We start from the raw sequence: 13465 nt of genomic DNA, 5'->3' as shown, positions 1-13465 counted from the left end.
TTATTCATCGCACGCGCGGGAGCTTGAACCCATGCCCCCATTCGCTCGATCGACCCTCCTCGGCCTACTCCTGATATCCGGCGCCGCAGCCTGGGCCGAGGCACCGGACGGCTACGCCTTCAAGCCCTTCGACCAGGCCATGCAGCAGGCGCGGGACGAAGGCAAACCGCTGTTCGTCTACTTCGGGCGCTACGGCTGCGGCTACTGCGAGAAGACCAACAAGGAAGCCTTCTCAGACGCGCAGGTGAAGGAGCGTTATTCCGCGCATTACGCGCTCGCCTACGTCGACGCCGAGAGCGGCGAGCGCCTGCGCTTGCCCAGCGGGGAGCGCATCACCGAGCGCGAGCTCGGGACCCGCTACGACGCCTTCGTGACGCCCGTCTTTTCATTCATGACGCCGGACGGCGAGACGGTCTTGCGTCTGGTAGGCGTGCAGCGGATCGAGGATCTGCTCGAGGCCGACGCCAAGATCCAAGAGGCACTGGCCGTCGCGGGTGCCTCGTGAGCCGTTGCGCCGGGCGTCCGGTCCACGCACCCCGCGCCGGGGTACTTGTTGCCGGTCTAGCTTGGGCGACAGCCCCGGGAGCGGTCGAGGCGCAGCCCTGGACATTCGATGAGCCGCCGATCGAGGTGATCGGTGCCTCGGCGGGCGTCTTTCACCAGATGTCGTCCGCCGGACGCCGCAGCCTTGCTGTCTCGGACGGGACGGTCGCCGTCGTCTGGGACGACGAGCACGCGGGGACCCCGCACGCCTATCTGGCACTGAAGGATCCAAATAGCCCGGTTTTTGCCTCCGCTATCCAGATCAGCGGCGACGGCGAGGCCTTCGAACCCGGCATCGCCGCCCTGCCCGATGGCCGCTTCGCCGTTGCCTGGGAGGAGGACGGACGGATCCTCGTCAGGCGCGCAACCCCGGACGGGCTCGGACCGCCTCTGGAGCTCAGCCCCGGAGGAGCGCAGGTCACCCTGGACGGCTCCGACGGGGATCTCGTCGCGGTCTGGGCGGATCGACAGACCGGTGTCGGACGGATCATGACGGCGACGCTCGGCCGCGACGGCCCGCTCGGCCTGGCGGTGAAGGCGCGCTGTCCGGCGGACGCCGCAACCCCGGTTGCCGACCAACTCTTCCCGACCGCCGCACAGGTCGGCGACCGGCTCGTTGTCGCCTGGGAGGATCGCCGTCCCGGTCACACCATCATCATGGCCGCGGCGAGCGCACCCGGTCGGCCCTGTCGCTTCGATCCGCCGGTGCGCATCAGCGAGGACCCGCCCGGTCCCCAGATGCCCTACGGTGCAGGTCATGGCGTGGCACGTGTCGCGATCGCGCCCTATGGTGCCGATCGCCTGCTCGCCGCCTGGGAGGACAAACGCAACTTCCGTCACGGCTACGATGTCTATGCCGGGCACTTCGGCCCGGATGGATTCGGGCGGAACGAGCGGGTACAGGACGACTTCGGCGAGCTGTCCGCGCAATGGCACGTCAGCGCCGCCGGCCACCCCGACGGCACGCTTGTCGTCGCCTGGACCGACGAGCGCGAAGGACAAGGCGATATCCTCCTGAGCTGGTACGCCGACGGCACCTGGAGCGACGACTTCCCCCTACCCGGAGCCTCCGGCCCCGAGGAGCAGGGCCATCCGTCCATCGCCCTGGACGATGCCGGGAATCTCCACGCCGCTTGGGTGACACGCGAGACCAAGGGCGGCCCGACCCACATCCAATATCGCCTCGGGCGGCGCGCCGACTGACGCCTGCGTTAAGGATTTCGACACAACCCGACTGCCGGACGTGAACATCCCAACGGCGCATGCCTGCAAGACCTGTCGGGGCTGTAGCGGCGACTTCGTGCGCCCGCCAGTGAATCCTCTCCCTGCAATCACCTAAAAAGACCGCAAGGACACGCACGACATGCCGAGCCGAGGCCAGATCAAGATCCTGATCTTCATCCCCTTTCTGCTCGTCTATTGGGCAGTCGGTCTCTACCCCTTCACCTTCGAGCCCCCGAAACATGTCGTGAATCAGGCCGAACGCACGGCCGACGGGGGCTTGTCGTTCCCCGCGGTCGGCATCGCACGTACCTCCGGTGCTCCGGAGTGGTTGAGCGCCCTGCAGGACACGAGCAGACTTGAGTTAAGGCTCGTTGCGCGTACGGACAATCCCGATCAACGCGGGCCTGCCCGGCTCTTCACCATCTCCGACGGTGTCTCGGATCGCAACCTGACACTCGGACAGGAGGGGGCTGATCTCGTTATCCGCGTGCGCCGCCCGGGATCGGACGCCAACGGCACGCCCGCCCTGAAGTTGGCCGACATCTTCCGCGACGCCGATTGGCACGAGATACGGGTGCGGGTCGAGCCGGGTCGACTGGCCGTGACGGTCGACGACAAAGCCCGTGTCGAGCAGGCGCTGTCCGGTTCCCCCTTCCCCGAATGGAATCCCGAGTACGCGCTGGCCATGGGCAACGAGCTGCCCTACGGGCGGGCTTGGACAGGCGAGATCCGCGCCGCCTCGGTCGACATCGACGGCCGCACCATCGATGTTCTGGATCCGGCCGAGATCGATCTCCCCGGAAGCTGGTGGGAGATGAGGTCGTTCAACCCCTGGGACATTGACCACAAACGGGCCTACTACGCGAACGCCGACATCTACATCAACTTTTTCGGATTCATCCCCTTCGGCGCCCTGCTCCTGCTCCTCTTCGGACGCCGCCTCTCCATCGTGCACATCATGCTCCTCGGCGCGGCCTTGAGCCTCTCGATCGAGACGCTGCAGATCCTGCTGCCCCGCCACCCCTCGGTCACCGATCTCGTCCTCAATACCCTCGGTGCAGGGGTCGGCGCCGCGCTCGCACGAATGGCAATTCGGAGTGGCGCCAGCGCCTGAATGCAAATCCCCCGTCGGCCCGGAAGCGTCGAGCACAGGCACCATCGAGGTGGCTCTTTGTCGCTTTTTTCGACCACCGCCGTCCCGGTTCTCCGTCGCTTTCACGCTCGACGGACGGCATATCTTGCGTGAGCCCTTCGCTCTGAGTAAGATCATGTCTTACGTTTCGTGGGTACCGATTGTCGACAACATCATGGAAACAACACGTCTTTCCAGCAAGGGACAGGTCATACTGCCCAAGGTCATTCGGGAACAGTATCACTGGCCGGAGGGGACCGAGTTCGAGATCGAAGAACGTCCGGACAGCATTGTTTTAAGGCCAAAGAAGCCCGTCCCGACAACGGTGCTCAGTGATGTGGTGGGCTGCGCGGGCTACCGAGGTCCCGCCAAATCCTTGGATGATATGGAAGAAGCAATCGCCCGGGGAGTCAGCGAAAGACATGCTCGCGGTCGATACTAACGTCGTCGTGCGGATTGTCGCCAATGACGATCCCGAGCAGAGTCCGAGAGCCGTCGCGCTATTCGAGCGCGAGCGTATTTTCCTCACCAAGACGGTGCTGCTGGAAACGGAGTGGGTGCTCAGATTCTCCTACAAGCTCTCCCGTGAGACCATCGTGAGCGCGTTGCGAAAAGTCATCGGCCTTCAACAGGTCGAGGTCGAAACGATAGGCGTTGTCGCCAAGGCGCTCGATTGGCATGAGCAGGGTATGGATTTTGCCGATGCGCTGCATGTCGCCAGCAGCACAAAGGCAATCGACTTTGCAACCTTCGATGACAAGCTGATCAAGCTCGCGCAGAGACTTCAAGCGAAGGGGATTGTAGTGGTTTGAGCGCTACGATTCGGGAACGACCCAGACGCCCGAGTGCTGTACCGTCGTCGGTTCCGGAAGACCCCCCAGACCGGGCTCAGCGAAACCGAATCCCGGCGTCCGCCGCCGCTGATTCCAACGATCGCACCAGGCATCATCCACTCAAACACCCCCGACCGCCTCTTCAGAGGCCCATACCGGCATGGCTCTGAAAGAGATCGCAAGATTCTTCCGCGCTGCCGACTAGAAACACGCGGACCGCTGGGATGGAACGCAGCCGGCAGAGAGCGAGCGCTACAACAGGCCACCCAGCGGACTCAGCACGCCCTGCCCACCGCGATTGAGGACATGGGTATAGGTCATCCTAGATTCGGCAGTTGACCGCTTCGTGCTTCATGCAAGGTCTTGACGGCTTTAACGATCGCGCTTGTCAAGTGGCTCACCGGTTGGGTGAAGGCCGCTACGACCCCTGGAGCACGCCCCGCGCGGCGCCCGACGGCGTTGCAACTCGTTGTCGTAGAACCACTACGCCGCCTCGTTGCGCCTTGCCGGACACCGCGCGGGACGCACTCCAGGGGCCGTTCAGCTGCCGAATCTAGGATGATGGTCGTCGACACATCCGCGTGACCGAGCAGCTCCTGAACGGTGCGGATGTCGTAACCGGTCTCAAGCAAATGCGTCGCAAAGGAGTGCCTCAGCGAATGGCAGTTGACCTTCTTGGCGATTCCCGAAATCTGAGCGGCCCGCTTCACGGCCTTCTGGAGCCCGTTCTCGTGCAGGTGATGGCGGCGTGTCTTGCCGCTGCGGGGATCGACCGACAGCCTGCCGCTCGGGAACACATATTGCCAGATCCATTCGCGCGGAGCCTTCGGCCACTTGCGCGCCAAGGCATCCGGCAGAAATACCTCGCCATAGCCTTGCTCCAAGTCTTGCCGATGCAGCGCCCGCACCTTCTCCAGGTGTTCCGTCAACGGCTGCTCCAACCGCTTCGGCAAGGGAACCACACGGTCCTTCTGGCCCTTTCCGTCCCGGACGACAATCTGGTGATACTGGAAATCTACATCCTGAATTCGGAGCCGAACGCACTCCATCAACCGCATGCCGGTGCCGTAGAGCAAGGCGGTCATCAGATGCGGCATGCCGTCGAGCTGTTCCAACAGGCGGGCGACCTCGCCGCGGCTCAGCACCACCGGCAGCCGTCGCGGCCGCTTGGCCCGCGTGAAGTGTCCCAGCTCGGCTAGGGTCTGACCCAGCACCTTCTTGAACAGAAAAAACCAAGGCATTCAACGCCTGATTCTGCGTGCTGGACGAGACCTGGCCGCGAACCGCAAGGTCCTCCAGAAATGCAACGATGCGATCCGCGCCGATCTCCGAAGGATCGCGCCCGCCGCAGAACAGGATGAAGCGACACACCCAAGACTCGTAGGTCTTTTCGGTGCGGATCGAGTACTTCCGCCGGCGGATCTCCGCCGCCAGCCGTTCCATCAGCCGAGGGTGCGACCGACGCACCTCGTCCAAAGCGGACGGCGGGTTTCGCTTCTCCTTGAAGCGGGCCCCCGAGACCGACTCTGGGTCCGGTGATGCGCCAACCCGCGCCGGCATTTCCCGAGCGATGGTCGGATGGTCCGGTGCCAAGGTTCGGGCCGAATCGCGCCAGTAGGCCCAGTCGACCTCGCCAACGACCTTGGCGTTCGCGGTCGACAGCAACATCCGAACGGCGTCAACAATCTGCCGGAACTGCCAATCCTCGATTCCGTCTATCCTCCCCACCGACTCCAGATAGCCGGTTACATCCTCGCGCGTATGCTCGGCGAGGCGTTTACCGGAAAGCGCCTTCAAGTAGCGCTCCGCATGCCGGACATACCATCGCGGGGCGGTGTCCTTGACACTGTTTTCCCGAGCCAGATCAACGAAGCGGTCCCAGAAACGATCGACCGATGTCGCCCTTGTTGTCTGAACGTCTCCCATCTGCTAGCGTCTCCGAGCAAGATGCCGTGTATGGCAAGTGTACACGCTACGAGACGTTCGGCGAGTCGGCAACGCATCGGCTAGGCAGAATATACTCCGACTGAGATAGACAGAATCTGCCTATCTCACCCGACCGACACTCTGTCTAATCAACTGTTGGCCTCCGCAAACGGGACGGGCACACGATGTGATGGAGCATGTATCGGCTCAGACCACCAGCCACCGATCGCGATTGCGACCCCGCTCTCTCCGCGACGCGGCTGATCCTAATCCCACGCGCACTCACCATACACCTAACTCCGGAGGAACTTTGAAGATGACCCCCACCAACACCAACTCCACGCGATCCTTAGGCCCAAACCAAACTGCAGTTATGACCATAGCTAATCTCGACCGGTCACTTTTCCGTTTTAAATTGTCGCAAGAGCCCGGCGGTGCTAGTCCACGTGTTTCGGGACAGATTCCCGATGCGTCGCAGAAGAACAATGCACACAACAAATAACGTCTGAGTGATGGTCAATATCACGCAGACTGATTATTGGCAAGAAGCCTGCTCCCTTGACGTGGGGGCAGGCATCCACTTGATTGGCTTAGGGGTTAACGAATTTTGGGATATTCCAGTCGCTGCGTTAGTCGTATTGCAGAAGTGCCAGCGCGTATTCCTGCTGTGCGATGGTCGTCAAACGGAAGACCACATACGAAACATCAATGGGAAGGTGGAATGCCTAAACTATCTGTATGAATCCGGGCATTACCTGGAAAGCATACATTGCTCGATTATGCGCGCCGTGATGGACAACTATAATGGTGGCGCGGCGGCTCTCGCAATGAACGGAAACGTGCTTTTCTTGAACAATATATCTCAACAAATTGAACGCGAGTGTGATGCGCGCGGGGTGCCTGTATACAGTTATAACTCGACTAGCTCCCTGGACGGCATATTGCATCTGTCACGCCTCAACATTAACCAAGCAGGCCTCCAGGTGTACACCGAAGGCTTTCTTGTCAAAAACCCCCAAGTGTTAGACGGTTCTATCCCTGTTGCCATATTTCAAATGGGCACTGAAAGCGACGGCAGGATGATAGTTAGTAGCGGCGAGGCTACGGAAAATTACTCTGAGTTGTGCAGGGTGCTTTTCGCAGCATACGGACCGAAGGCGAAATTTTCCTTCTATCAGTTAGCGAATTCAAGGGATGGTCGCAATATCTCTGTTGTTGGGCTGGTGTCGGAGTTAAAGCAGCTTTCGCCCGTAAACAAATCTGGAACTCTTCTAGCCCGAATATTTCATAAAAAAGGGCGACTCTCGTTCAACCCATTGATAAAATGGCTGTTCCGCCAAGAACGCTTCGGAAGAAGCTAAACGAGGTCGCCCATGCCCGAGTCTACCCCGGAACAGCTGCGTTTTCCCCCGGTCGCCGGTTTCACGGTCCGCGGCGACTTCGACGGCGGCGCCATGTCGTCTGACTTTGGCCCCATGATTCTGCGCGGGGTTGATCGGCAGATCGGCCTGACCGAGCGGTTGAGCGCAGCGATCGATGATTGGCGCCATCCGTCCTACACCACCCATCCGATGCGTGAGCTGATCGCGCAACGGGTCTACCAGATCGCCTGTGCTTACGAAGACGGCAACGACGCCAATGCGCTGCGCCGTGATGCGCTGTTCAAGCTGGGGCTGGAGCGCAAGCCGCTGGATGCGACGACGGACCTGGCCAGCGGGCCGACCTTCTCGCGTTTGGAGAATGGGGTCGGCGCGCGCGACCTCTACCGCATGGCGCAGGCCTTCGTCGAGGCCTTCATCGCCAGCTACCCGAAGGCGCCGCAGGTGATCGTGCTCGATATGGACCACTCCGAAGACGCCACCCATGGCCAGCAGGAGTTCGCGTTCTACAATCATCACTACGGCAACCATTGCTACTTGCCGCTGTTTCTCTTCGAGGGCCTCTCGGGGAAGTTCATCACCGCGGTGCTGCGTCCCGGCAAGCGCCCCACCGGCGCCGAGAACGCGATGATCCTCAAGCGCGTGCTCAAGCGGCTGCGGGCCGCGTGGCCACGCACACGCATCATCCTGCGCGGCGACGGACACTTCTCCAACCCCGAGTTGATGGCCTTGGCGATGGCCGATCCGTTGACGGATTTCATCTTCGGCCTGGCGGGTAACCGGGCTCTCACGCCACGGGCCGAGCCGTTCTTGGCCGACGCCCGCAAGCTCCATGCGCTGCGCATCGAGAACGCCCGGCGCGCCGACGCCGACGTACCCGAGCGGACCCGCACCTACCACGAGGTTGACTACCGTGCCGGTTCCTGGCCCGGCGCGTGTCGGACCATCCTCAAAGCCGAGGTGACGGCGCGCGGCGACAACCTCCGCTTCGTCGTCACCTCCTTGGACTTGCCCAGTCCCGAGTGCGTCTACCGCGATCTGTACTGCGCGCGCGGCCAGGACGAGAACTTCATCAAAATGATCAAGAACGATCTGGCCAGCGATCGCACTTCCGACAGCACCTTCTTGGCCAATCAGATGCGCTTGTTCTTCTCCTGCGCCGCTTACGTCTTGCACCAAACGCTGCGCACCGAGGTCCTCGTCGGCACGGAACTGGCCAACGCCCAGCCTGCCACCGTGATCATCAAACTGTTCAAGCTCGCCGTGCGCGTGGTGCAGTACAAAGACCGCGTGCGCCTGCACCTGCCCTCGAGCTGTCCGGTCAAGACGCTGTTGCAGCAGGTCACCGAGAGGCTCTTCAACGCGCAGCCCCGGGCGGCGCCCGCCTAGACGCACATACATCCCCGCACGGGGATTTCAGCACGCGCACGACGACTATGCCCACCTCGGGCAGGGCATCGTACGCCTGCGCGGCGACAAAACTACTCGTGCCCCGTTGATCAAGCCCGTTGCCGCTCGGTATTTCCACCATTCAACCCCCGCGGCGTCCCGGTCATCGCCCTCGGTGACGCCCAGCGCCGCGCAAATCCGCGAGGCCAGTGTCGGCTGTGTCGGTTTATGAAACATCCGGGCTAGTAACACCTTCTTGAAACAAGATGACGCGAGACCTAAGAGCGAGCGCGGTATACTTTCTGATAATTTTCTCAGGCGCATGCGTTGTCTTCATCGCCACAGATGCGAGAGTAGTTCAATACTCAAGTTTTCTCAATGCTTTTGGAGGTGCAATCCTAGGTGTCGGAATAAGCCTACTCGCCGGGAAGTTCGCTGGTAGAACAGACTTCGAAGAACTGTCAGCAATACTTGAGAAGCAATATCGATCCAACGGAGGATTTGCCAGTATGACTTCGGAACCCGAGCAGGCGGCGCAACTCTCCGGCACATGGTATTGCTATACAGTAAGCGCAAGAAAAGAGGCAACGCTCTGGAAAGTCGCGAGGTACGACATAAAAGTAGATAAAGCAAATGGGGGAATGAGCTTCGGCTGTAACTTTCGAGATAATCGTGGAAAACCCGTGAAGAACGAGTATCAGGCAATGATCAGAGGAGAGAGGCTTGTAATTGTCGGAAAGAGTGCCAGCGGACTGCCAGAGCCCTGTGTTCTGCAAGTATTCCACCACGGAGGTGGAATGAAAGGTAGAAGCGAATATGGGGTGACTTACCATCGCACGTGGAGCAATCAGGACTCCATCTCGCCATCTATATTGAGTCGAGAACCGTTGTTCGGGTTTCGCAGTGATGCTAGTGCTTCGGAGGAAATTTCTCAAAATTTGGATGAACTATGGCGCGAAGGATATTTTGAGCAAGATAGACTTTTCTTACCTCGCATCATTGTGGAAGGTCGAGGCTTTAAAGGTTAGCCGTCAGCATGAATGCAATTACGCCGGCAAGCAATTACGGCGACAGTTTACTAAATTCACTAATTTTTTCGGCAGGCTGCCAAGGTAAGCTCACGCCGGAAGGCGAATGGGATAACCCAGGTTGCAGCGAGCCCCATGCGAACCAATTAGCCCAACAAACGGCTCGGCCCGACCGCCCGTTGCCGCGCCGTCGCTTCGCTTCCGGCGCGGCAACGGGCGGTCGGGCCAGCCTTGACGTTGTGCGTAAAAAATAAGGAAACAATATGATCGATCTGTCGTATCCAAAAATCCTGTCTTTGATTGAGCCATATTTGGCTTCAAAGCGAAGTGAGAGTGCCTCGTTTCTTATTTGGTATTTCACCAACTACTTGCGTCTGGATTCATTGGAGTCTATTGATGCAGTTTGTGATCAAAGCGGTGACAAGGGTATTGACGGCATCTATTTGAATGCAGAGGCGAACGTAATAGAGGTCTATCAAAGTAAAATTTCACAAAAAGCGGTGGCTACAGTTGGGGATAAGGCATTAAGAGAGTTTCAAGGCACTCTATCTCAACTTGAGACAAGAGAGGCAATTGATAATTTGCTGGCCACTGCGGGGGACGCCCAAGTGGCTAAGTTGATAGAAAGGTTAGATTTAAAAAACATGTTGCTGAATATGACGTTGTGGGATACTTCATATGCAACAGTGAACTGGATCAAAATGGTTCCAGCTTTTTAGCTGGTACTGACAGCATACGTTTTATTGGCAGGAGTGATCTTGAAGGCACATTTGTTTCATCTGATAGAAACCTCCCAACAGCACCGCCTGCTGTATTCAATATCTCCGGATATGAAACATCTGAATATATTGTTGATGCAGATCACAGCGCAATAATTGCTCCTATAAAGGCCAGCGAGTTAGTAGGGCTTGATGGTATAGCTAATCAAGAAATATTCGCCTTTAATGTTCGTGGTCCCCTAGGAAAAACACAAGTAAATCGAGATATTGCAAAAAGCATCACAGATGATTCAAAACATAAATTGTTTCCTCTATTTCATAACGGGATCACAATTATGGCAGAATCTGTAGATAGGACCGATGACGAAATTACGGTAGATAAATATTTTGTTGTAAATGGGTGCCAAAGTCTCAATGCCTTATATAAGAATAGTCGCCACATAACTGACAACTTGCGGATTTTAACGAAGTTCATTCAGACCCCTCCCACATCGACATTGTCCGAAATGATTACCCGCATTTCAAACAATCAAAATGGCGTAAAGGCTCGCGATTTTAAGTCAAACAATCAAATACAAATCCGGCTTCAGAACGAGTTTGAAGCACTTTACAATGGCCGATTCTTTTTTGAAATAAAAAGGGGAGAAGATGCCAGGGGTGTTTCAGTAATTAGCAACGAACTCGCAGGTCAATACCTCATGTCTTTTGACTTAAAGACGCCATGGTCAACACATAGAAAATACCAGATATTTGAAGATAAGCATTCAGATTTATTTGGTAGGCCTAGTGTGACTGCTCACAAAATAGTTCTTTGCGATGTAATAGCTACGACTATACAGGAACATCAAGCCTCCATAAGCAATGAGTTGTTTGCAAAATATATTTTGACGAGATTTTTCATTTTGTACATTGTAAGACTCATCCTGGAGAGTGATGACACGGCCTCTGATGTGCTTGATGCGCCAGAACTATATGTACACGATGAAGGGGCAATGAATGCTTTCGCTTCTACGATTGGAAAATTGTTAGATGAAGTCATAACTGATCTTAATGCGGGAATTGATCAACTTGCGGATGATTTCGATTACCGCGGGAAATTAAGAGATGAGCATTGGTGTAATACTTTGGCTCATGAGATTGCGGCGACACACGAAAAACTCGTTAGTCGTGGAAGAATGGAATCGTTTGGCGAGCTGTTCGCACAACAAGTAGCTGCAGCGGACTCGTAAACTCGCCGCTGAGCTAAGCGTTATGATCCAAAGGCTCAGCCTCTAGCATGAAATCAGAAGATTGGTGGAAGAACTTCGCGCTCGGTATCGAGTTAGATATTTCAGGAGCGTTCATCTACAACGGCATCAAGTGGAGGAAAGGGGCCAGGCTCACTTAGATTCTCCCCCTTCTGCCGGATTTAATTGAGCCCGGCCTTTATTCGGCTCCAAGTCGGGGCCAATCGCGGCGGCACGGGTGAGGCGTTGAGCCTCCAATAGGCGCAGCGGGCCATCACTCAGACCCCAGTGCCGTTTTCGGATCGAACCAGTTCTCGACGATAAGGCCGGAGAAGTCCGCGAAGTCCTCGGTGTTGCGGGTGACGAGAACCAACCCATTGACGGCGGCGATGGCCGCGATCTGGCTGTCGGCGTAGGAAGGCGTGCGCCCGATCGTTTCCAGACGTGCTCGTTCGCGCGCCTGCCATTCGCCGGCCGCCGCGTCGAAGGGCAGGATGGGCAGGGTGGGGTGAACGCGCTCTTCCAGGTAAGCGCGGATCCGATCCCGACGTGCGCCTGGCGGCAGACGCTCAAGCCCGTAGTGCATCTCCTGCCAGGAGATGGCCGAGACGGCCAGTTCCGTTGCGTGCGCCTCGATGCCGGCCAGGACAGGCTCGGAGGGCCTTGCTCTGATCGGCTCGGAGACCACGTTGGTGTCCAACAAATATTTCATTCGGACCACTCGAAGCCGCGGCCCCGTGCTGCGCGATCGCGCCAAGATTCAATCTCTTCGGACTGCAGATCGATGGGTTCGAATTCGGGATCCGCGCGCATCTCCCGAATTGCGTCCCAGAACGTTGGCCGGACCGCACCTCGGCTCAGGCGACCGTACTCGGCTTCCGAGAGCAGCACTGCAACGGGTCGACCGCGGCGCGTAATGTGCACCGTCTCGCCGCGCTCGGCCTGGTAGATGAGGTGGGTGAGCCGGTTCCTTGCCTCGGCAATCGATGTCTCGGCCATGGGCTTACACTGGTGGCTAGGTTGATGGCCATGCTACTGCACATCCCGTCAGGACGACAATGCGGGCTTCGGAGTCGGCAGGGAGCGGCAAAGGGGGCAAACTCAATTCACGCCCCCTCGGTCTGTCCGAGAATCGGGAGATCTGACGCCACCCTGTCACGGACGGCAACTCCGTCGCTTGAGTGAGTTCGAGTTCCGGGGACAGTGCGGCCTGGCAAGGCCACGTATTCTAGTGAGTTGTGAGTTGGAGTTCCGGGGACAGTTTACTCAATTCTCTCGACGAGACGCCTCGGATCGGTTAGAACACGAAGTGACGTTTCCGTGACGAGGGGCCCACCGATCCATGGCAAGACTTCCGAGAGTGGTTGTTCCCGGGCTTCCACATCATGTGACACAACGCGGTAATCGACGGCAGCGGACCTTTTTTGGCGATGAGGACTACGCCGAGTATCGGCGATTGCTGTCGACATCCTGTCGCGCGTGCGGCACGCAGGTGCTCGGCTACTGTCTCATGCCGAATCATGTGCATCTGATCCTGGTCCCGGGCGATGAGCTCGGGTTGCGTGAAGCGCTGGGCGAGGCGCATCGTCGCTACACCCGCATGATCAATTTCCGGGAAGGCTGGCGAGGGCACCTTTGGCAGGAACGTTTTCACTCGTTCGTGATGGACGAGCGGCATCTCATCGCCGCTGCCAGGTATGTTGAGCGAAATCCCGTCCGCGCGCGGCTCTGTGCACGGCCGCAGGACTGGCCGTGGTCGAGCGCCCGCGCCCATCTGGCCGCAGCGGACGATGAGCTCGTCAGCGTGCACCCGCTCTTGGAGTTGGTTTCGGACTGGGAACGCTTCATCGGCGAGCCTGACGGGCCGGACATCGCTGACCTGCTGCGCGCACATACCAGCACCGGCCGACCGCTCGGTCCGAACTCCTTTGTCGAAGATCTGGAGCAGCGCCTCCGACGTCCGCTCAAGCGAAAAAACCCGGGCCGAAGGCAGCGCGACCAGACTCTCACACTCATGACCTCTTTGAGGCCCTGGAACGGGAATAGGTAAACCGTCCCCGGAATTG

General features: G+C 58.4%; 14 protein-coding genes and 1 pseudogene. 11 read left to right on the top strand and 4 right to left on the bottom strand.

Features of this window, described 5'->3' with window-relative positions; all coding sequences use genetic code 11:
• Nucleotides 1-31 precede the first annotated feature (31 nt).
• From LT988_RS18700 to LT988_RS18680, 5 genes are all read left to right on the top strand, one after another.
• Complete coding sequence (locus tag LT988_RS18700) at nucleotides 32-505, top strand: thioredoxin family protein (protein WP_232407025.1); 474 nt, start codon at nucleotides 32-34, stop codon at nucleotides 503-505.
• On the top strand, nucleotides 502-1746 hold the full coding sequence (locus LT988_RS18695; RefSeq protein WP_232407024.1) for a hypothetical protein: 1245 nt from the start codon (nucleotides 502-504) through the stop codon (nucleotides 1744-1746). The genes LT988_RS18700 and LT988_RS18695 overlap by 4 nt, the downstream gene beginning before the upstream one ends.
• Nucleotides 1747-1906: 160 nt before the next feature.
• Nucleotides 1907-2881 carry a VanZ family protein gene (locus LT988_RS18690; protein ID WP_232407023.1) on the top strand — a complete coding sequence of 325 codons (975 nt, stop codon included), beginning with the start codon at nucleotides 1907-1909 and terminating at the stop codon, nucleotides 2879-2881.
• Nucleotides 2882-3035: 154 nt separating this feature from the next.
• Nucleotides 3036-3341 carry an AbrB/MazE/SpoVT family DNA-binding domain-containing protein gene (locus LT988_RS18685; RefSeq protein WP_232407022.1) on the top strand — a complete coding sequence of 102 codons (306 nt, stop codon included), beginning with the start codon at nucleotides 3036-3038 and terminating at the stop codon, nucleotides 3339-3341.
• Complete coding sequence (locus tag LT988_RS18680) at nucleotides 3322-3711, top strand: type II toxin-antitoxin system VapC family toxin (RefSeq protein WP_232407021.1); 390 nt, start codon at nucleotides 3322-3324, stop codon at nucleotides 3709-3711. Before LT988_RS18685 ends, LT988_RS18680 begins: the two co-directional genes overlap by 20 nt.
• A gap of 338 nt (nucleotides 3712-4049) precedes the next feature.
• Here the strand turns inward: LT988_RS18680 and LT988_RS18675 are convergent, their stop codons facing one another.
• Complete coding sequence (locus LT988_RS18675; RefSeq protein ID WP_269752063.1) at nucleotides 4050-4973, bottom strand: integron integrase; 924 nt, start codon at nucleotides 4971-4973, stop codon at nucleotides 4050-4052.
• 40 nt (nucleotides 4974-5013) lie between these two features.
• Nucleotides 5014-5175: pseudogene (locus LT988_RS18670) on the bottom strand (phage integrase N-terminal SAM-like domain-containing protein); the annotation flags it as partial.
• A 992-nt stretch (nucleotides 5176-6167) separates the two neighbouring features.
• On the opposite strand from LT988_RS18670, the gene LT988_RS18665 reads away from it, so the two are divergent.
• The 5 genes from LT988_RS18665 to LT988_RS18645 all read left to right on the top strand — a co-directional run bounded on the left by LT988_RS18665 (nucleotide 6168) and on the right by LT988_RS18645 (nucleotide 11402).
• A complete protein-coding gene (locus LT988_RS18665; protein ID WP_232407020.1) occupies nucleotides 6168-7019 on the top strand; it encodes an SAM-dependent methyltransferase in 852 nt (283 codons plus the stop codon).
• A 12-nt stretch (nucleotides 7020-7031) separates the two neighbouring features.
• Nucleotides 7032-8426, top strand: a complete 1395-nt coding sequence (locus tag LT988_RS18660; RefSeq protein ID WP_232406659.1) for an IS1380-like element ISTro1 family transposase — start codon at nucleotides 7032-7034, stop codon at nucleotides 8424-8426.
• Nucleotides 8427-8935: 509 nt separating this feature from the next.
• Nucleotides 8936-9454 carry a hypothetical protein gene (locus LT988_RS18655; protein WP_232407019.1) on the top strand — a complete coding sequence of 173 codons (519 nt, stop codon included), beginning with the start codon at nucleotides 8936-8938 and terminating at the stop codon, nucleotides 9452-9454.
• A gap of 263 nt (nucleotides 9455-9717) precedes the next feature.
• Nucleotides 9718-10173: a hypothetical protein gene (locus LT988_RS18650; RefSeq protein ID WP_232407018.1), complete on the top strand. Its 456-nt coding sequence runs from the start codon at nucleotides 9718-9720 to the stop codon at nucleotides 10171-10173.
• Entirely contained in the window at nucleotides 10119-11402 is a 1284-nt protein-coding gene (locus LT988_RS18645) for an AIPR family protein (protein WP_232407017.1), read from the top strand. Before LT988_RS18650 ends, LT988_RS18645 begins: the two co-directional genes overlap by 55 nt.
• Nucleotides 11403-11673: 271 nt before the next feature.
• Here LT988_RS18645 and LT988_RS18640 read toward each other — a convergent pair whose 3' ends face one another.
• A complete protein-coding gene (locus tag LT988_RS18640; protein ID WP_232407016.1) occupies nucleotides 11674-12111 on the bottom strand; it encodes a type II toxin-antitoxin system VapC family toxin in 438 nt (145 codons plus the stop codon).
• Complete coding sequence (locus LT988_RS18635; protein ID WP_232407015.1) at nucleotides 12108-12398, bottom strand: type II toxin-antitoxin system Phd/YefM family antitoxin; 291 nt, start codon at nucleotides 12396-12398, stop codon at nucleotides 12108-12110. Before LT988_RS18635 ends, LT988_RS18640 begins: the two co-directional genes overlap by 4 nt.
• Nucleotides 12399-12741: 343 nt before the next feature.
• Here LT988_RS18635 and LT988_RS18630 point away from each other — a divergent pair, with 343 nt between their 5' ends.
• The gene (locus LT988_RS18630; RefSeq protein ID WP_232407014.1) at nucleotides 12742-13449 is read left to right on the top strand and encodes a transposase; all 708 of its coding nucleotides are present in this window, start codon (nucleotides 12742-12744) and stop codon (nucleotides 13447-13449) included.
• Nucleotides 13450-13465: the final 16 nt, after the last annotated feature.

Source organism: Thiocapsa bogorovii (genome assembly GCF_021228795.1).
In the GTDB taxonomy this organism is placed as follows: domain Bacteria; phylum Pseudomonadota; class Gammaproteobacteria; order Chromatiales; family Chromatiaceae; genus Thiocapsa; species Thiocapsa bogorovii.
This window is presented reverse-complemented; position numbering and strand designations above follow the sequence as displayed.